Source organism: Streptococcus sobrinus DSM 20742 = ATCC 33478, from assembly GCF_000686605.1.
Lineage (GTDB): Bacteria > Bacillota > Bacilli > Lactobacillales > Streptococcaceae > Streptococcus > Streptococcus sobrinus.
The window spans coordinates 1-18,917 of record NZ_JMLC01000015.1 but is presented as its reverse complement, the minus strand read 5'-3'; the positions used below and the strand labels follow the sequence as shown (position 1 = coordinate 18,917).

The 18,917-nt window shown below is 39.6% G+C and carries 21 protein-coding genes and 1 pseudogene; 2 read left to right on the top strand and 20 right to left on the bottom strand.

All coding sequences use genetic code 11. The features are described 5' to 3' along the window. Position 1 precedes the first annotated feature (1 nt). Positions 2 to 760 carry an ABC transporter ATP-binding protein gene (locus BS63_RS0106240; protein ID WP_002959597.1) on the bottom strand — a complete coding sequence of 253 codons (759 nt, stop codon included), beginning with the start codon at positions 758 to 760 and terminating at the stop codon, positions 2 to 4. A 318-nt stretch (positions 761 to 1,078) separates the two neighbouring features. Between BS63_RS0106240 and BS63_RS0106235 the strand changes: the two genes are divergently transcribed. Beyond that, positions 1,079 to 1,951 (top strand): helix-turn-helix domain-containing protein, encoded by an 873-nt coding sequence (locus BS63_RS0106235; protein ID WP_002959599.1) that lies wholly within the window; start codon positions 1,079 to 1,081, stop codon positions 1,949 to 1,951. 129 nt (positions 1,952 to 2,080) lie between these two features. Here BS63_RS0106235 and BS63_RS1000000111360 read toward each other — a convergent pair. The 19 genes and pseudogenes from BS63_RS1000000111360 to mreD all read right to left on the bottom strand — a co-directional run bounded on the left by BS63_RS1000000111360 (position 2,081) and on the right by mreD (position 18,629). Beyond that, positions 2,081 to 2,983: pseudogene (locus BS63_RS1000000111360) on the bottom strand (helix-turn-helix domain-containing protein). A 193-nt stretch (positions 2,984 to 3,176) separates the two neighbouring features. Next, positions 3,177 to 5,294 (bottom strand): peptide cleavage/export ABC transporter, encoded by a 2,118-nt coding sequence (locus BS63_RS0106225; protein ID WP_002959601.1) that lies wholly within the window; start codon positions 5,292 to 5,294, stop codon positions 3,177 to 3,179. A gap of 259 nt (positions 5,295 to 5,553) precedes the next feature. Further along, positions 5,554 to 6,459 carry a helix-turn-helix domain-containing protein gene (locus BS63_RS0106220; protein ID WP_002959603.1) on the bottom strand — a complete coding sequence of 302 codons (906 nt, stop codon included), beginning with the start codon at positions 6,457 to 6,459 and terminating at the stop codon, positions 5,554 to 5,556. Between the two features lie 166 nt (positions 6,460 to 6,625). Beyond that, positions 6,626 to 6,784: a bacteriocin gene (locus tag BS63_RS1000000111820; RefSeq protein WP_002959605.1), complete on the bottom strand. Its 159-nt coding sequence runs from the start codon at positions 6,782 to 6,784 to the stop codon at positions 6,626 to 6,628. 25 nt (positions 6,785 to 6,809) lie between these two features. Then, positions 6,810 to 8,147 carry a lipase gene (locus BS63_RS0106210; RefSeq protein WP_028798494.1) on the bottom strand — a complete coding sequence of 446 codons (1,338 nt, stop codon included), beginning with the start codon at positions 8,145 to 8,147 and terminating at the stop codon, positions 6,810 to 6,812. Positions 8,148 to 8,410: 263 nt separating this feature from the next. Further along, a complete protein-coding gene (locus BS63_RS0106205; RefSeq protein WP_002959611.1) occupies positions 8,411 to 8,641 on the bottom strand; it encodes a hypothetical protein in 231 nt (76 codons plus the stop codon). A 130-nt stretch (positions 8,642 to 8,771) separates the two neighbouring features. Further along, the gene (locus BS63_RS1000000112380; protein ID WP_019768926.1) at positions 8,772 to 8,900 is read right to left on the bottom strand and encodes a hypothetical protein; all 129 of its coding nucleotides are present in this window, start codon (positions 8,898 to 8,900) and stop codon (positions 8,772 to 8,774) included. Between the two features lie 241 nt (positions 8,901 to 9,141). Continuing rightward, complete coding sequence (locus BS63_RS0106195) at positions 9,142 to 9,861, bottom strand: ABC transporter permease (protein ID WP_002959613.1); 720 nt, start codon at positions 9,859 to 9,861, stop codon at positions 9,142 to 9,144. Then, the gene (locus BS63_RS0106190) at positions 9,851 to 10,672 is read right to left on the bottom strand and encodes an ABC transporter ATP-binding protein (protein ID WP_019768928.1); all 822 of its coding nucleotides are present in this window, start codon (positions 10,670 to 10,672) and stop codon (positions 9,851 to 9,853) included. The genes BS63_RS0106195 and BS63_RS0106190 overlap by 11 nt, the downstream gene beginning before the upstream one ends. Before the next feature lie 261 nt (positions 10,673 to 10,933). Beyond that, on the bottom strand, positions 10,934 to 11,077 hold the full coding sequence (locus BS63_RS1000000112145; RefSeq protein WP_002959617.1) for an uL15 family ribosomal protein: 144 nt from the start codon (positions 11,075 to 11,077) through the stop codon (positions 10,934 to 10,936). Between the two features lie 54 nt (positions 11,078 to 11,131). Then, positions 11,132 to 11,260: a hypothetical protein gene (locus BS63_RS1000000112375; protein ID WP_019768929.1), complete on the bottom strand. Its 129-nt coding sequence runs from the start codon at positions 11,258 to 11,260 to the stop codon at positions 11,132 to 11,134. A 29-nt stretch (positions 11,261 to 11,289) separates the two neighbouring features. Further along, on the bottom strand, positions 11,290 to 11,424 hold the full coding sequence (locus tag BS63_RS1000000111815) for a ComC/BlpC family leader-containing pheromone/bacteriocin (RefSeq protein WP_021674295.1): 135 nt from the start codon (positions 11,422 to 11,424) through the stop codon (positions 11,290 to 11,292). A 567-nt stretch (positions 11,425 to 11,991) separates the two neighbouring features. Continuing rightward, positions 11,992 to 12,237 (bottom strand): acyl carrier protein, encoded by a 246-nt coding sequence (locus tag BS63_RS0106170; protein WP_002959619.1) that lies wholly within the window; start codon positions 12,235 to 12,237, stop codon positions 11,992 to 11,994. A 102-nt stretch (positions 12,238 to 12,339) separates the two neighbouring features. Beyond that, positions 12,340 to 13,338, bottom strand: a complete 999-nt coding sequence (gene plsX, locus BS63_RS0106165; RefSeq protein WP_002959620.1) for a phosphate acyltransferase PlsX — start codon at positions 13,336 to 13,338, stop codon at positions 12,340 to 12,342. Between the two features lie 228 nt (positions 13,339 to 13,566). Next, positions 13,567 to 14,322, bottom strand: coding sequence for a DNA repair protein RecO (gene recO / locus BS63_RS0106160; protein ID WP_002959622.1), 756 nt, complete (start codon positions 14,320 to 14,322; stop codon positions 13,567 to 13,569). Then, complete coding sequence (locus BS63_RS0106155) at positions 14,312 to 15,487, bottom strand: pyridoxal phosphate-dependent aminotransferase (RefSeq protein WP_002959625.1); 1,176 nt, start codon at positions 15,485 to 15,487, stop codon at positions 14,312 to 14,314. The genes recO and BS63_RS0106155 overlap by 11 nt, the downstream gene beginning before the upstream one ends. Before the next feature lie 104 nt (positions 15,488 to 15,591). Continuing rightward, positions 15,592 to 16,560, bottom strand: a complete 969-nt coding sequence (locus tag BS63_RS0106150; protein WP_002959627.1) for a ribose-phosphate diphosphokinase — start codon at positions 16,558 to 16,560, stop codon at positions 15,592 to 15,594. Between the two features lie 116 nt (positions 16,561 to 16,676). After that, the gene (locus tag BS63_RS0106145) at positions 16,677 to 18,002 is read right to left on the bottom strand and encodes a CHAP domain-containing protein (RefSeq protein WP_002959628.1); all 1,326 of its coding nucleotides are present in this window, start codon (positions 18,000 to 18,002) and stop codon (positions 16,677 to 16,679) included. 90 nt (positions 18,003 to 18,092) lie between these two features. Beyond that, positions 18,093 to 18,629, bottom strand: coding sequence for a rod shape-determining protein MreD (gene mreD / locus BS63_RS0106140; RefSeq protein ID WP_050585021.1), 537 nt, complete (start codon positions 18,627 to 18,629; stop codon positions 18,093 to 18,095). A gap of 47 nt (positions 18,630 to 18,676) precedes the next feature. On the opposite strand from mreD, the gene BS63_RS0106135 reads away from it, so the two are divergent. Next, positions 18,677 to 18,917: helix-turn-helix domain-containing protein (locus BS63_RS0106135; protein ID WP_028798492.1), on the top strand; the 241-nt coding region annotated here is incomplete at its 3' end.

Here is an 18,917-nt window from a genome sequence, read left to right as displayed (position 1 = left end):
CTTACCACCCCATTTCTAAAAGAAACTGATCAAATTTTTTCTGACGCTCCTTGTCACCTAATGCCTCATCAAACTGACATTCACCAAAAATCTTGCCATCTTTGAGATAGATAATCCGGTTTCCTCGTAAGGCCGACTTTTTATCGTGCGTCACCATCACAATGCTTTGCCCTCCTTGATGAAGCGAAGAGAAAACATCTAAAACAGCATCTGAATTTGCTGAATTCAAAGCCCCTGTTGGCTCATCCGCAAATAAAATATTGGGCTGATTAATAATTGCTCGAACGATTCCTGCCCGCTGGGCCTCCCCTCCCGAAACTTGCGAAGGGAGTTTGGCTTGAGTTTGCTCTGAAATAGCCACTTGCGCAAACAAATTCTTGGCTTGGGCTAGCAATTCCTTTCGCTTTCTTGTCAGTAAGGTTCCTGCTATTAGCACATTATCCATAAGATTCTGCTCTTGCATGAGATAAATTTGCTGAAAAACAAAGCCACATTGTTTCCTACGAAATTTGGCCAGTTGATCGCTGGTCATTTGGGTGATATTAGTACCATCAATATAAATTTCTCCTTCTGTTGGTTTGTCCATTCCCGACAAAGAATAGAGCAGGGTGGATTTTCCTGCTCCCGAAGCTCCCATAATAACTGTAAAATCTCCTTGATAAATCTCAAGATTTAAATGAGAAAAGATCGTCTCTTGATTATTTTTTTCACCAAAACTTTTTCCAAGCTGATGGGCCGAAATGATAACCTGTTTAATCATAAGTATCCTCCTTTTAACTAGGTCGCTCATACTATAACGAGAAAATAGAATCGCGACCAGCAACTATGATTAACAAATTATCTATTTTTGCTACGCTTTGTAGCGCAATTCTTTGATACGAAAACAACCCTGACTCAACCTGCTAAATAGGTTATAATAGTGCTATGCTACGAAAAGTAGCAAAATTTTATTAAATGACAAACAAACTTGCTGGTTCTCCAGTCTCACTCAAGGTAGAGTAAAAGAGTGAATAGGCTGAGACCAGAAAATTAGACCTCAAGCTATTCACAGAACTATTAGAAATAAGGAAATAATATTATGGCACTTGAACAAACCCTTCGTCACTATCGCAAAGAGCTGGGGCTCTCTCAGGAAAAACTAGCTGAAAACCTTAATGTTTCCCGTCAAGCCATCACCAAGTGGGAAACTGGTGGTGGTCTGCCTGATATCGGCAACCTGCAAGCCTTAGCTAATCTCTTTGAGATTTCTCTAGATCAACTACTCCAAGAAAATATTGCTCAACCGACCAAAGATTTTCTCTATCAAAGCTACACCAGTTATGATATTGACAGACCCAAACGATTTGATCTCAAGCTAGGAGTTGCTCATGAAATCCGGCTGCAAATAGCTGAGAATGAAAAAATTGAGGTCTATCTCAAATCAAATACTATTGAAAAACTAGAACAGATTTGTAAGCTTAAACTTGACGATCAAAAAAAAGCTCTTGATGTGAACCTGAAACAATCTCAAGACTTGAGTCAGAACCAAGCCAAAGAAGATCTAACCATTCTAGTCAAGTTGCCAGAAAAATATCTAGAAAATTGTGAGATTGCTGCTAACTGCCAAAAGATAGATTTACTTGGAATAAAAACGGTTAATATTGAGTTTGATGGGCGAGCCTCAGAGTTTACCATCAAGGACTGCCAAGGTCATATTGAACTGAACAATAACTTAGATAGTCGAATCTTTCTAAGTCATTTCAAGGGCAAACTTGATCTCAACCAAGTTTCCTGCAGCTCCAAACTCTATGTTCCAAAAGATTTTCAGTTTGCCAGCAAAAAAAGATGTCTTACCACTAAAATGACCTTTGAAAAAAATGGTCAACCAACTAGCGACTTTTCAAATCCAGAAGCAGATAACACAATCGAGCTCAATGGTATCAAGAGTGAGCTGACCATTATTCAAGACTAAATAAAAAAGATCGAACAAAAGTTCGGTCTTTTTCTGACAGGATTAACCAATGCAAAGAATTGAAATCCTTTATCTAATAACAAAGTAAATAAACTGACAATCAACTTAAATAATAAAAGAAACTCGCTCTTACTCAATCCCATCGTTTTTCATTTCCATCTTAATATCTGCAATAATAGCAGGATCCTCCAAGATTTCCCCTAACTTTAGAGCTTGTTGATAAAGTTTCTTGGCCCTATCCTTATCCTTAGCGATTTTAACATAGTATTTAGCTTCTAATTCTAGAACCCCTGCCTTATAGGTGTGGAGTTGGGCTTGCTCAATAATCCAATGTATTTTCTTCAACAATGGCATGATATCCTTATAATCATCATGAAAAGCATAGACAGCAGCCGCGTCCATAACTGCTGCCAAAAATTCAATATTATAAAACTCGTCTGAACTCAGTTCTTGTTGGAGTAATTTTTGCTCAATCTGTTTGAAGATCTTTCGATCATAACTAGCTTCATTGCGACACTTTTGTAAAAAATAACTCAAATAAAGGTAGTCATTAAAAGTAAAGGTTTTCTTCTTGAGCACCTGCTCGAAAGCATCATCATAGATTTCCTCGATATTGGGGATACGTTTATCGTGGATCCTATCCAAGATATTTTCTGACAGGTCCAAAAAGAGCAACTCATCCTCAGGCAGACGATCAAAGTACTTGACCAAAATTTCGTTAATCAGGTCCAGCTTACGTTGAATCCGCTCTTTCTCCCCATAGGTGGGGAACTTAACGATTCAAGCCTTCATAGCCCAATAATCCTCTGGCAATTGGACATCAACGCTCTCCAAAAGGTCTGACGTTTTCAAATCCAAGCGCCGGGCGATAAACTCCAGTTTTTCCAGCGTCGGCAGGGACTGGCCATGCTCAATCCTTTGCAGCTGACGGACAGTCAGAGCTGCCCCATTCCCGCATAGGAGCTTCTGTGAGATCTGCTTGCTTTCTCTTTCTTCCTTAATCCGCTGCCCTAGAACTTCTTTCATCGTCATAATCGTCCTCCAATTCTTGGTTCATTATACCGTCCTTTTTGGCCCCTATACAATATCAAAAAAATAACAGTTTGATGACAGCGCAGACACAACTAACTAATGATAATTGAGTGACTTAAAAAGTGATAATAAAACACCCTCAATCTTAAGTTGTTGAGAGTGCTTGTCTTATCTATAAGGAGCTATTTTATCATTAAACAACATGGCCTAAACCTAAACGTGACCACCTGAGTTTTTGGTTGGGTTGATCGCTAATTTTTTTACCAGCCTCAATCTTAACAATTCGGTTAGCATAATTTGAGATGCTACCTCGGTGGGCAACAAAAATCATGGTCCGATCGATACTATTGAGATTTTTAATAACTTTTTCTTCCGTATCACCATCAAGTCCACTTGTGGCTTCGTCAAAGACTAAAATTGGCTGGTCTGAAAGCAGAGCCCGAGCAATGGCTAACCGTTGCTTTTGCCCACCCGACAGGCCACCATCTTCGGAAACTTGAGATTGAAAGCCTAGCGGCATAGCTTGAATATCTTCTAAAATTTCAGCTGTAGTACAAGCTTCTATCAAACGTTTCTCATCAACATCACCGGACACTCCAAGCAGGAGGTTTTCCAAAATGGTTCCTGTGAACACATAGGATTGTTGGGGAACATAGGTAACCAAACTCCTCAATTCAGGATAACCAACAGACCGCTCATCAATCAGAGTTTTACCTTGGTTTACAGTATAGTAACCCGCTAAAATCTTAGCCAAAGTTGTCTTACCAGAACCACTCTTACCCATCAGGGCAATCTTATCACCGCGCTCAATTGATAAGTCAATATCCTTTAAGGTTTCTTGTTGGTAGCTAAAGCGATGGCCCACACCCGATAGCTGAAGGCTGGTAAAGTCTTTCACATCATTTTTAGCCTCTTCTTCCTTATCAACCACATATACTTCTTGGAGGCGGTTGTTAGCAACACGCGCTTGTTGGAGTTTTCCTTGCAAATTAATAATATTGGTCAGGGGGGTTGTAAAATAAGTCAGCAGCATGTTATAGGTAATCAACTGCCCTATTGAGAGTTGACCACGCATCACCAAATTAGCCCCATACCAAAGAATCAAGACATTAAAGACAAGCTGGACAATCGTCTTCAAGCTCGTTTGAATAGCCTCCCACTGACTCCGCTTCAGAGACTTAGTCAAATAATCTGAGAACTTACCTTCAATTGAAGAGTAACGCCGCTTTTCAACTCGTAGGGATTTAAGCGTTTCAATCCCCCGCAAATCATCAATGATAGCGGTGTTAACCTTACTATTAGCTTCCATTACCTGATAGTTCTGATGATCAAAAAATTTGAGGAAGGATAGAATCACCAAGGCATAGAGAGGAACCACCAGTAAAGTCAAACTAAAGAGCTGTGTACTTTGTACAAAGAGGGTCACAGCCAAGGTAATAACAATCGTCAAATCCAAGAAGAGTGACAAAATCGTTGAAGCTAAGGCATCAATAATTGTGCTAGCATCGCCAAAACGTGAAGTAATCTCACCAGTCCGCCGAGAGGTAAAGAAGCTCATCGGCAGAGACAGGACATGCTTAATATAAGGAAGGATGACCTGTGCAGCTAGATAATTGCTGAGACGAGAGAGCAAGTAGGTCTGGAAAAATTGGAAGACCTGTTGAGCCAGATAAGCAAGACAGAGCCCTAAGGAGACAATCGTCAAAAATGAGTACATGGCTCTTGGAATCAAGCTATCCAACATCCCTTGCAAATAGTATGACCCAACGATATTAATTACGGTCACCATAAAACTCATGGCAACAATAACGGCAATCAAGGTCTTCTTTTTCAGTAAGATTGGTACAAAAGACCAGAGCCCTTTGAGCTTCTCCTTGTGAACTGTATAAGTCTCGCTCGGTTCAAAGAAAAGAGCAACACCTGTCCATTCTTTTTCAAATTGCGAACGTGGCAACTTAACAACCTTCTTCCCAGGATCAGGATCGCCGATAATAATCTTATCTCCATCTTGCCCAAAGACCGTGTAGTAGTGTTGCAGACTCTCATCCTTAACAACATGAACGATAAAGGGATAGGTCAAATGCTCATCATCAAAAAGATCTAATTGCGCTCGGATAGCCTTGGTTTTAAGTCCTAAACCTTGGGCCGCCCTTATCAAGCCCAAGGCAGAGGTTCCTTCCCGAGAGGTCTGAGCCAGTTCCCTAAGGTAGGCCAAACTATAGGTCGATCCATAATGCTTAAGGACCATGGCCAAGGCCGCTACCCCACAATCGCGCTCATCTACCTGGGCAATATAGGTATACTTTTTCAAAATAGCCCCTTTCGAAATATCTTCTAATCTAAATCATTCATTATTAACGTACAATTGTACACATTAAAGCTACAAGCGTGATTGCTAATTCAATAATCTTTTTCAAGTTCATTATTAACCCCCCTTTCATTTTATAAACCTATTCTACACCCATTCAGCTCAAAACAAAACGACATTTATGTCACCTTTTCCAAAAACTAAAAAAGTAATCTCTTAAAAGAAATCACTCTTCTCTATACAATGAAGCTCCGTAGAAACTTTATTCATCTATCCCATCATTTTTCATTTCCATCTTAACATCAGCAATAATGGTGGGATCATCTAGAATATCTCCCAGCATCAGAGCGCGCTGGTAAAGTTCTTTGGCTTTTTCTTTATCTTCAACAACCTTAATATAGTACTTGGCCTCAAGTTCTAAAAGTCCTACCTTGTAGGTGGGGAGTTGAGCTTTCTCAATAATACGATTCAGCTTTTCTAACAAGGGCATGATATTTCCATAATCATCATGAAAAGCATAGACAGTAGCAGCATCCATTACTGTCGCTAAAAGTTCAATATTATAGAGATCATCTGCCAATAGCTCCTGCTTTAGTAATTTCTGCTCAATTTTTTTAAAAGTCTTATAATCATAATCGGAATCCTTGCGACACTGTTGCAAAAAATAGCCCAAATAAAGGTAATCGTTAAAATCAAACCTCTCCTTTTTAAGAACCTGATCGAAGGCATCATCATAAATTTCTTCAATATCAGGAATATTCTTGTCATGAATACCCCCTAGAATATTTTCTGAAAGGTCCAAAAAGAGCAGTTCATCCTCAGGTAGACTGTCAAAGTATTTATCATAAATTTCATCAATGAGATTCTGTTTTTGCTGGATTCTTTCCTCATCTCCATAGGTAGGAAATTTAACAATCCGTGCTTTCATTTCCCAATAGTCATCCGGTAATTGGATATCCCTACCTTCCAGAAGGTCAGACATTTTAATGTCCAAACGATCAGCGATAAATTCCAACTTTTCTAGAGTTGGTAGGGATTGGCCATGCTCAATCCGCTGCAACTGACGAATCGTTAGCTTTTCTTCGTCCCCGCAAAATGAACTCTGCGATATTTTTTTCTGGTTTCTTTCGGCCTTAATCCGTCGTCCTAAATCTGCTTTTATTGTCATACTGGCCCCTCCAAATTAGTCCCCTGTTAATTATACCTTTCTATACTATATCTGTGCAATATCAAAAAAATAACAGTTTAATGACATATCAAGCAATGAATTTGCACTTGGTCACTTTCAAAAAGCAAAAAAAAAAGCCTGATCTTCTCAGATCAAGCTGCTTTACTTATTTATCTAGAAGAATTGGATGTTCTGGAATTCCAATACGTGGATACCACCAAGAATCGCCAATAATAATCCCTTTGAAATCCCAGAGGGAACCACCTCGAATGGCCGCTAAGTCTTCCTCGTTTAGTTCTGAAAAAAGTAATTCTTTGGTTTTCATCTTTTTATCCTTCCTTTTTATATCTTTAAAGACTAACTTGCGCTTTTACACTAGCGACTTGTTGGCTATCGTTGGCTATCGCCTGTAAATCATGATTTCCAGAATTTGGAATAATATATTCCGTACCCAGATAAACGGCCCCCAATAAGCGCATAGCATTATTGAGCCAGTCTTTCTGGGTTGTGATTCGAGTGACCTGACCTGTAAAGGTCTTCATATCAGCCTTAATATCAGCAATTGTTTGCTTCGCCTCTTCCCTATTTGATGGCAAATCAAACACTTTTCGCAGCGAATCATAAATTTTATTTCCAACAGAAGCAACTGATGGGATGTAAAGCGGAGCTGCATTATAGACAACCGTCGTTGCAACATTCTTTTTTAGAGCAACCCGTTGAGCAACATTTCCTCCCAATGAGTGCCCGGTAACGACAATATTTTCAGCACCGTATTGACGGGCTATCTTGTCATAGAAATCATAAGCCGGTTGGTAGTGTTGTCCACGCGCTAAGCCAATTCCTATCAGATCTGCTCCAAGGGCATCCTGTAATTCATTACCATCGTTATTTGTCCCTGTATAAGCGACGATGACCTTCTGACTAGCCTTATCTCTGAAGGCTGCTCCACTAGTTCCTGTACGAGCATCATAAAAGTCGCTAAGATAGGTCAGATTATTAGGAACCGCCCGACCATCCTTCTGAATTTCCTCTAAAATAGTAGCATCAGTCGCTCCTCTGAGACGAGCCTTTTCAAACTCAAGAGTCAAGGCTGCAGCATCAAGAGTTGAAATACCTGACGAATGTCCATCAATGACCTTGTTGATATCCTGAGGCAAGGCTGTAGTAACAATCGCTTGTGAATCAAGATTATTAACCCCTTGAACAAGGTCCGCTTCAGAGTCATTCTGTCCTTCTTGAGTAGGAGCTGTTTGAGATGGAGCTGACTCAACAACAGCTCCGTCAGTAGCAAGTTGAACAGATACCTGTGATACCGGCGTAACTTCCACTTGTTTCACTGACTGATCACTAGTCTTAGTGACATCAGTTACCGTAGTAGATGCTTGTAAATTTTGAGAAGCTTCTGTCGTATCTTGGCCAGCAGTCTGTTGCTCTTGGCTGACAGTAGCAGAATCAGCCTGAGGAACACCTGTTTGTTGAAGTTGAGATTCATTTGCTCCTGACTGGTCCGAAGTAACAGTAGCTTCATCATCTTGAACCTGTTCTAGGGTCTGAGTCGGCTGGTCAGTAACCGATTGGTCATCCGCACTGACAGTATTTGCTCCTCCTACTAGTAGGACAACCCCTGCCATAGCCGTTAGAGTAATCGTAAGCCATTGTTTTTTTACCTTGTGTAATGTGTACTTCATTATTTTCCTTCCAATTAATTCGGTATAAGATAACCTTTTTTATGGCCTTATTATAAAAGATATTATCCAAAAGAGGAACGACATCAATGTCACCCCTTTCCTTTTATCGGACGAACAACCTCTAGGAGCTTCAACATTTCACTTCCAAAACCAATTTAATGTCATAACAAAATCCCCAACTGAATAAAGTACAATTGGGGATTCTAAGGATTAACTGAACAAACTCAGCTGACTTTTCAAGACAAAGTCTGAATGTCCCACAACTAGGATTTGATGTTTGCCAAAGCTTTTTTCCCTAAAACTATTAGCGCTATAAGCACTAAAACTAAAGGAGCTGAATGACTCACTTGTCCAGAAAAGAATTTTAACGTTAACAATACTGCCATTATCGCTACCAATAAGAAAGCAATAACACTACCCATTTTTTTCATTATAAAACCTGAGGCCAAGGAAGAAACCACTATCCTCTCGGAGAAAATAATCAATACCATCATTTGCACAGATATGATTAGCTGCTCTGATGGGACTTTCTTTCTCTCAGCCTTTCCCTTCTCTAATTTTATTTCAACCTTCTACTAACTAGAAACTGATTTTAAAACCAGTAATCTATCTACCAGAGAATACCTAATAAACAATAACACCCCGACGAGCGATGTCAACAACAGATTTAAAAACATTGATCCAATTACCTCCTTGCACTTTCGCAAGGTCCTGATCTGTCAATGTCTGTGGATTCTTATTTTCTTTCGACATAACAATCTCCTTTCCACTATACTTAATTTAAATAAATTAGTGATATGTTTTCTTTATCACTATTGTTACATTATAGGAGAAGTCAATGAAAAAGACTAGTGACATTGATGTCACCCTGACATTAATGTCCCCCTTCATAAGAAACACGCTTTATCAAGAGGTCCATCTTCTGCAGAAAACAAAACGAAACTCCAATCGGATAATTGATTGGAGTTCTTGCATCACTCACATTCCAAGTTTTTTAAACAAAGCCTTTCTTCTTATAGACAAGAGGTAACAAAGCTACCAGACCAACTGTCCAAACAAGCAATACCCAGAACTCATGACTCGTGTAAACTAGACCATGATCAAACTTGCCGTGTACATATTCAAAAGGAACATATTTCATGGCCTTTCCAAAAACATTATCAAAATCATGGAAATAGGCTGTCAAAAACGTCAAAAGTGGTAAACCGAAGTAAACTGATAAGAAGGAACCTAAGATGTTTTTAACAAAGAAAATAACTAAGTTAGCAAGAGCATAAATGAAGACACCGTAAATAATAAAGTTTGCATAAAGGAATTTAGCAAAGTGCCGAAAATCTACCTCTGGGTGATGGAAGACGTATTTGTAAAGCGCCAATTCTCCCAAAAGGAATGTTGCTAAAGCCACAGATAATACTACACCGTCTAAAACCTTTCGAATAATAACTTCCGAACCGGACAAACGACTTGACCGAATCATATTAATCGTTCGATATTGAAATTCTTTTCCAAAGCTAACAACACCAAAGTAAATAAGATAGATATCAGCCAAGGTAGTATAGGCAGCAACGATGGCTTGGGCTCCCATATGAGTATCAGCATAAACATCTGAAAAAATGATTGCTCCACCTGCTAATAGAGTAATAGCTAACAGGACGAAACTACCCTTTGTAAAAAGTTCTTGCCTCAAAAAAATCGGCCGTAACTTAGTCTTCATTAAAAATCACCTCACTCAGTCCAACTTTTTCAAACTGTAAATCAATTCCTTGACTAGCTAAACCAGCCTCAATAGCAGCAGGATCAGTTACCAAAATATCCCGACCCTTATGTTCATAAGTCAGCTGATACTGATCTAATAAGCCTAGTAAATCCTTGGGACTAGTGTCAAAGCTATAAAGGCTATATTTAGCATGTTGTCCGTCATCAAGACTAGTCAGCCTCTGATTAGCAATCATAAAGTTCTTGTTACAGACTTGATCCAAGTTGGCCAAAATATGACTGGAGACAACAAAGGTAATCCCATACTTGTGAGCCAAATCCTTAATCAAATTCAAGAGATTATTAATCCCTTTAGGATCCAACCCATTGGTTGGTTCATCCAGAAGAATAAATTCATTTGAGGCAATGAGGGCAATAAAAAGCCCGACCCTCTGCCGCATCCCAAGTGAGAGTTTAGAGGCCTTTTTATTTAGATAACCTGCCACATCCAGGTCGTCCTTGAATTTATCAATAATATCATAGTCCTGTCCATAAAGACGACAGTAAAACTGTAAATTTCTTAAAACACTGATATGGGGATAGAGAGCTGGTTCTTCAATCAAAGCTCCCACACTAGATGCTTTGAGAGTTACCTTACCTATAGCACCTGGAAGAATCCCTGAGATAATTTTCATCAAAGTCGTCTTACCAGCACCGTTGCTACCGACAAGACCGGCAATATCTCCCTTATCTAAAGAAAAGGTCACATCCTCCAAAATCGTTTTTTTACCATACTTAAAATAAAGCTGGTTGACCTCTAAAACACTCATGATTTTCCTTTCGGGTTTAAAAGTAGTGGTAAAGCTTGACAATAAGCTTTAATATCCAAGAGAGTCTTCTCCCTTGGATATTAAAGCCGACGGAATCGGCTTATAATTAAGCTTGAGGCTTGAAGACCTGTTTACCTAACCCTATACCAGCAAAAACCAATACAACGATTTTCGCTGGGTTTATTGCTTGTCCCCATAGTAACTTTACTAGCAAAACACTAACAACTACTAGGAAGGCAACGATTATAGCTAGCCTTCTCATTAGAAAAATGCAGCAATTACAGCAGCGATCTGGCCAACTTTTCCTACTACTTTACCAGCATCATATGCAGTGTTACCACCAACAAGTTCTGCAAGTTCTTCAACATTTACTGTTTCATATTTTTCAAAAGTCTTAGTTTCCATGATTTTTCCTCCAATAAAATGATTTGATAATTTAATTTTATAAAATTAATTTAATTAGAATGCGTCCCAAACGCCACGAGCAAAGCTACCAACTTGGTAAGCAGCATCATAAAAAACGTTACCACCGATAAGTTCAGACAATTCTTCTACTGTTAATGTACTATATTCTACTGTTGTATCCATGTTATTAATCCTTTCTTAATTGCTTCTAATTAGTGGTTGTTCCAGCCATCAACAAGACCATGATAAGCACTGCTGAAAGCATTTCCGATAGAATGAAGGATGTTTCCTCCTTCAATAGCTGCCAATTCGTCAGTTGTCAATTCAACATAATTCATAATTTTCACCTTTTTCCTTTTTCAGTTTTACTTTAGTCCTAAACCTATAGATTAAGGACTGCCTTACAAAAGTTTCCTTTTGATAAGAGTTTCCTAAATAATCATTACCCTGGCAGCAATAAAATCAAAGACCTTATTAAATTTTCCGAAAGCACTTAGGATATTGGGGGCCTAGAAGCCTCTACCAACCTAAGTCTCCAAAAAATTATCTCCTTAAACTTTAGCAAGTTCTTGGCCTACCAGCGCTTCTGAACCTTTCTTTTTCTTAAGCATGCTTATCCCCTTTCAGTTATAATTTAATTTCGAAATTAGTAGCGATAGCGTTTCCTCTATCGCTATGGTCTTATTATAGAAAAAGCTATCTAAAAAAACTAGAGACATTAGTGTCACCTGACATTAATGTCGCATCTTTAATAACAGCTCCTTTTCTATCGCTCTCAAACCCTCTACTCTAAACTAAATCTTCGACCTAGCCTAGAACCAATCGTCACGAGCCTACTATCAACAATTTGCGATTAGCTACTTCTAAATAATTAAAAAGCTCTCACCCTACTCGGGTTAAGAGCTTAACTTATCTTATTTAACCAGACGACCTTCCAGATAGTCCAACATATCCCCCAATTGCTCGATAGTCTCAATATCATCATCAGGAATCTCAATAGAAAACTCATCTTCAAGATTGACGACAAATTCCATTAAATCAATAGAATCAACACCAAGTTCATCTTTTAAAGAGGTCTCTTCCGTCACCTCCATATCCTCATGATGCATTTGTTCCTTAATCATCTGACTAATCTTATCAAAAATTTCACTTCTGGTCATTTGCTCTCCTTTCGAGAAGATTCATAAACTATTTTAGTAAGGGGTATTATAGGAGTTATATTCAATTTTCTTTTACAAGACTTCTATCCTTCTCCTTTCTTATCAATGATTTTTCTTAGAAAATTCATCCACAATCTTGTCCACAACTTGATTTTCTAACATAGTACGAACTTGCTTGATGGTATAATAAACAGATTTAGCATCACTAGAACCATGACACTTCACAACAGGAGCCTGCAGGCCAATCAGGACAGCACCCCCAGCTGATGAATAATCCATAAGATCGCGTAGGCCATAAAGAGAATCCTTGAGAAAGAAGGCTCCCAATTTTGCCTTTGTTCCACCGTCCTTAATTGCAGACTTCAAAGCAGAAAAAATAGAAAGTCCTGTACCTTCAATGGTCTTCAAGACAGCATTACCAGTAAAGCCATCGGTGACGACAACATCAGCTACTCCATTAAGAAGTTCACGCGCTTCAATATTACCGATAAAATTGACGGCGGGTTCCTGCGATAGGAGCTCGTACACTTCCTTGCGCAAAGGATCACCTTTGCTGCTTTCGGTTCCATTATTTAAAAGACCAACCCGAGGTTTAGCAACTCCTTGGACAGCTTCTGAATAAAAGGAACCAAGAATAGCGTACTGATGCAGGTGATGAGCTGTATTTTCAGCATTGGCCCCCAAATCCAACATGACAAAATTCCTCCCATCAATGGTTGGCAGGGTCGATAGGAGGGCTGGTCGATCAATTCCCTTAATGCGGCCGACCACAAATAGACCAGCCGCTAAAAGGGCCCCCGTATTGCCAGCAGAGATAACAGCATCGGCTTTACCATCCTTAACAGCCTGAGCCCCTAAGACCATAGAAGCCTCTTTCTTTTTACGAATGGACTTGACAGGTTCATCATCTGAATTGATTTTTACATCAGTATGGACAATAGAAACACGCTCGTTAGCTTTCAAATATTGCTTGATTTTTTCTTCATGACCATAAAGCTTGATTTTGATGTCGCTAAATTCTGCAAGGGCTTGGTTAACCCCTTCTACAATAGCCTGGGGGGCGTTGTCTCCGCCCATAGCATCCATAGCAATTGTCTTCATTATCAATCCCCTTTTTCGTCTCTTTAGTGTCAGTATTATAGCATAATTCAACTCGCTTTTCATCCCCAGTTAGTGACAAGTACCTAACAGTCAAACCGATAAACCAAGGTTAAATTTTCCAAGCCAATCTCGCTATGCAAGGTATCCCAAAACTACTTCGTGAAGGTCATCAAGTTTATAAAGCCAAACAAAAAGACCTAGGCCTAGTAGTGGCCCTGGGTCCCCTTCCTATTTCATAATATCTCCCCATTTAGACAAGTCATCAATAAATTTTTTGGACCTCAAATGTAGGCCGAGATAATTATCATAAATACCATCAATAAATCTCCGCAACCTCTGCTTCATCTCAGGTTTGACTGAAATCGTCTGTAAATCCTCAAAAGAAATCGATTGAAAACGATCTAGAAGATAAGGAACATTGGGATCCAAATGACTGCGATAGCTATCTTTTTCATAGTGTTGTGGACAGAGAAGTCCCGAATACTTGTAAGAAAAATCAAAAGGAAGACCAGCGCAGTGACAAAGAGCACAGTCATGAAAATTCAATTGAATCCCAAAGCGGTCCAAAATTTGAATTTCAAAAATATTGGTCAAAATCTCATAATCCAACCCCTGCTCCATCAATTCTAAAGTTTTAACCAAGAAGGCAAAAAGGGGAGCGTCATGACGACCATCTTCAATAGCAGCGTCCGCCAGAGCAACGATATAAGAGGCATAGGATAAGCGAAAAATATCCGCATTGATGGTCTTGAAGGTCTGGACCTCCTTAACATCATCAATATAAGAAAGCCCAGAATCATTGATTTTCATGAAAAAATCCGCAAGGGTCAAGGGCTGGATGACTGATGCCAACTTAGAGTGGCTGATATGTTTCACGAAAAACATTCGTTTGCCTGCTGTCTCTGTAAAGATCTTAACCAGCTTATCATCCTCACGATAGTTGCGGTTAAAGAGGACCAGACCACGTGATTCCTTAGTCTGCATACTGCTCCATAAATTCCTTCAATCGCTTCATAGCTTCCTGGATAGTCTCCATACTGGCTGCATAAGAAATCCGTAAGTAGCCTTCGCCATACTTACCAAAGGCTACCCCTGGAATCATAGCCACAGCCTTTTGTTTAGCAAAATCCTTCAAAAATTGGAAGGAATCTTGACCTTCTTTTACAGGTATTTTAGCAAAAATATAAAAGGCTCCAGTCGGTTTGACGATTTTGAAATTCATCTCATTCATTTTATCAATAATATAATCCCGACGCTTGATATATTCAGCCTTCATCGGTAGAGCATCATCCTTACCAACTGTCAAGGCCTCAATACCAGCAAATTGGGCATTAGTCGTCGCTGCAGTCACTAGATATTGGTGACTCTTAATCAGCTGAGCGGTCATTTTCTCAGGAGCGAAGATAAAGCCAATCCGCCAACCTGTCATAGCATGAGATTTAGAAAGACCGTTGACCACAATGGTTTGGTCCCGGAGATATTCTGCCAGAGAAACATGGCCTTCCTCAGTGTAGGTTAGCTCAGAATAAACCTCGTCGCAGACCACAAAAATCTCATATTTTTTCAGAACAGCTACTAGGTCTTTAATCTGTTGGCGAGAATAGGTCACACCGGTAGGATTGCTTGGATAGTTGAGCAAAACCGCTTTGAGCTCTGGTCCCTGTTCTAAAATTGCCGCTTCCAATTGCTCTGGCGTCAAAACAAAATCATTAGCTGTTGTGTCAATCTCGACAATTTCCGCCCCTAAAAGATTAACGATAGGTTCATAACCAGGGTAGGCAGGTGCAGGCAGGAGGACCTTGTCGCCAGGTTCTAAAATTGTCGCCATGGTTGCTGACAGAGCTTCAGTCGCCCCAATTGTTACGAGAATCTCTGACTCAGGAGCATAGGTCAAATTGTACTTTTCTTTGACAAAGTCCGAAGCTGCTTGTCGTAATTCCAGTAGCCCAGCCATTCCTGTGTAATGGCTCTGATTCGCATCAATGGCGGCCTTAGCAGCCTCCTTAACATGATCTGGTGTTTTAAAATCCGGTTCCCCTAAAGTCATTTTCAAAATCCCAGGTACCGATGAGATAGACTGGTCAAATTGACGAATTAGGGAAATTTCGATTTTTTCTAAATTCTTGTTGAAGCGCTTTGTTAAATCCATAGGAACACCCCTTATAAAATATTATCTTTATTATACAGGAAATCTTAAAAAATTCCAGCCAAGTCTAAAGGACAAAGAAAAAGCCCGAATTTTACGGGCTTCAATTATTTAGTAACTTCAAATTCAAAAAGTGGAGAAAGTGGACGTTTTTCGTGAATACGAATGATAGCTTCACCTATCAAATCAGCAATTGAAATCTGTTCAATTTTATCAATGAGGCGTTCTTCTGGTAGATAAATCGTATCCAAAACGACTAACTTCTTGATGGCTGACTTGTCAATATTATCAAGCGCAGGCCCTGAAAGAACTGGGTGAGTACAAGAGGCATAAACCTCTGTTGCCCCTGCTTCTGCCAAGGCATCTGCCGCATGACAAATGGTCCCAGCTGTATCAATCATGTCATCAATTATGATACAGGTCTTTCCCTTAACATTCCCAATGATATTCATAACTTCACTGGTATTCATCTTATCAACACTGCGACGTTTGTCAATAATGGCAATTGGTGTCTTGAGACATTGAGCCAACTTACGGGCCCGCGTTACTCCTCCATGGTCCGGACTGACAACAACGACATCCTTACCGACAAAGCCATGGCGAATAAAGTAATCGGCAATCAGAGGAGCCCCCATCAAATGATCAACAGGAATATCAAAGAAGCCCTGAATCTGAGCTGCATGTAAATCGACCGTCAGAAGGCGGTCAACGCCAGCTACTTCAAGCATATTAGCAACCAACTTAGAAGTGATTGGTTCACGAGAACGTGCCTTGCGGTCCTGCCGTGCGTAGCCATAGTAAGGCATAACCACGCTAACCGTCTCAGCACTCGCCCGTTTAAGAGCATCCACCATAATCAAAATTTCCATCAGGTTGTTGTTGACTGGTGAACTCGTTGATTGAAGAATAAAGACATGATGACCGCGAATAGACTCTTCAATATTGACTTGAATCTCACCATCAGAGAATTGCCGAATGGTAGACTTTCCCAAAGGGATTCCGATAGAATCTGCCACTTTTTCAGCTAACTCTTGATTAGAAGAGAGGGCAAAAAGCTTCAAATTATTAAACGACATGACTTCCTCCAAAGATTTTATCCTCTATTATTTTAACGTTTTTCATTCCCATTTTCAATGCAAAATAGAAAAGAAAAAGAGAGGACCCTAAGGACCTCCCCAATAGAATTATTTCATTATTGATAGATGAAGTAGTGTTCACCTGAAGAATTAATATCAAAGCTTCCACGATAGTCACCAATTGATTGGTTACCAGCATAGTTAGCTTCATTAACAGTAACAGTAGAACCATTTACTGACGTTACATAGGCAACGTGACCATAGCCACCACCATCATTTGGCCAAACAACAACAGAACCAACTTGCGGAGTTGAACCAGTTGTATGACCAGCAGCTACTGCACTAGAACCCCATTGATTTGCATTACCCCAGTAGTTACCAACCCAAGATGCTAATGATTTAACACCCCAAGTACATTGTCCAGCTGGATAAGTGTTTGTACCATCAACTGGTGCAGCCGCTGCTGAAGTAGTAGTAGATTGTGAATCTTGGTTAGCAGAATCATCGGCAGCTGGTGCTTGTTGAGTAGCAGATTGATCTTGCTGTTGTTGATCCTGATTTTGATCTTGTGCAGGAGCTTCTGAAGATTCAGTAGTTGGTGCATCACTCGCAGCCTCTGAAGCTGATGTTTCAGCCGAAGCAGATTGATTGTCTGCTTGTTGTTGCTGATCTTGTGTAGCAGCTTCTGATTGAGCAGTAGCTTGAGATGCAGCTACAGCTTCCGATTCTGAACTTGCAGCTGAAGCGGAAGCCGCCGCACTTGCAGCTTGTGCTTCGGCAGTAGACTTAGCAGAAACAAGCGCTTGTTTGTTAGCCTGTGCTGTAGCAATTTCAGCTGTGATAGCTTGTTGAGCAGATTCAACAGCTGCTTGTTGTTGAGCAAGAGCTGATTGGTTAGCTTGAATAGAGGCTTGGTTAGCAGCAACTTGATTCATAGCCGCTTGATTTTCTGCTTGTTTTGTTTCAAGAGCAGCCTGATCAGCTTGCTGTTGAGCCAATTGACTTTGACTTGCAGAAACAACTTCATGAACAGCAACGATACGGCTAATAGCATCTGAAATTGATTTTGAATTCAAAATCGTATTGATGTAGCTAGTAGCTGTATTGTTCTTTTGTGCATTTTGAGCTTGTGCTTGAATTGATGCGTTACGAGCAACAATCTTAGCTGACAATTCCTGAATTTCACCTGCAAGTGTATTAGACTGCGCCTGAAGTTCATTATTTTGAGCTTCTAGTTCTGCATTTTGTCCTGCAAGTACAGCTGATTGATTCTGGATAACTGCTGATTGCGCTTGAGCTGCTTGTGACTGAGCTGACAAGTTACTGATTACAGAATCTTGATTCGCAATTGCTGCATCATAATCATCAGCTTTTATAGTTCCAGCTGTTGTTGTAAGAGCAACACCACTAAGCAATACTGTTGATAAAATACGTTTTTTCATGATAATTAAACTACTCCCATATTGATAAGACTTTTATATTATATCAGAAATTAAATCTTCTAGTGTTACGTATATATTACAGTTATGTGATTATTTTGAACCAATTTTATGTACTATTTTATCCAAAAATATAAATAAAAGTGTATTAAAAACTAAAGTGATGACCAACTGATAAGTAACAAAGGAAAGTGGGTTATAGGTCGTTAAATGGAATAAATATGCTAAACCGTAAGCACCAACTTCATAAACAAAGATAAGGAGGAAAAAGCCCAGAGCACTTCTTGTTGGCGTTATAAAAAAACTTCTCCCCCGTTTAAGTAGGTAGACGAAGATAGGCAGCATAAAGAAGGCAACCCCAATAAAATTAAGATAGTAGCTATCATAGATTAAGCCTAAGACTAAGGCCAAGAGATAGGTAAAAAAGTCTGTGTCTAAAAACCTTAGTAGGAGAAAGGAAAAAATCAAGAGCAGATGAACTTGTAATAATACTGTTCGTCCCGCTAATGTCGTTATCAGATCTGATAACTGACCATCAATCAATAGAACAACGAAGCCCATAAGAGTGATAAATAATTTATTTGATAAATTGTAAAATATAGTGCAACAAAAAAACTCATAGCGTTTCATTGGTGTAAACTGTAAGTAACCACACAAACAGAACCCGAGGAAAAACTATGAGCTACTCCCATCTTACCATAACCGACCGAATAAAGATAGAAACCTACTTAGAATTAGGTTTGAAACCTTGCCAAATTGCAAATAAACTTGGCGTCCATAAGTCTACTATTTCAAGAGAGTTAAGACGATGCCAAAATGGTTATTCCGCAGCCTTAGCACAGGAACAGTACGACCACAGGGCTAAGCAAAAAGGTCGGAAGTCTCGTTTGACACCAAAGTTGAAAAAGGAAATTGAGG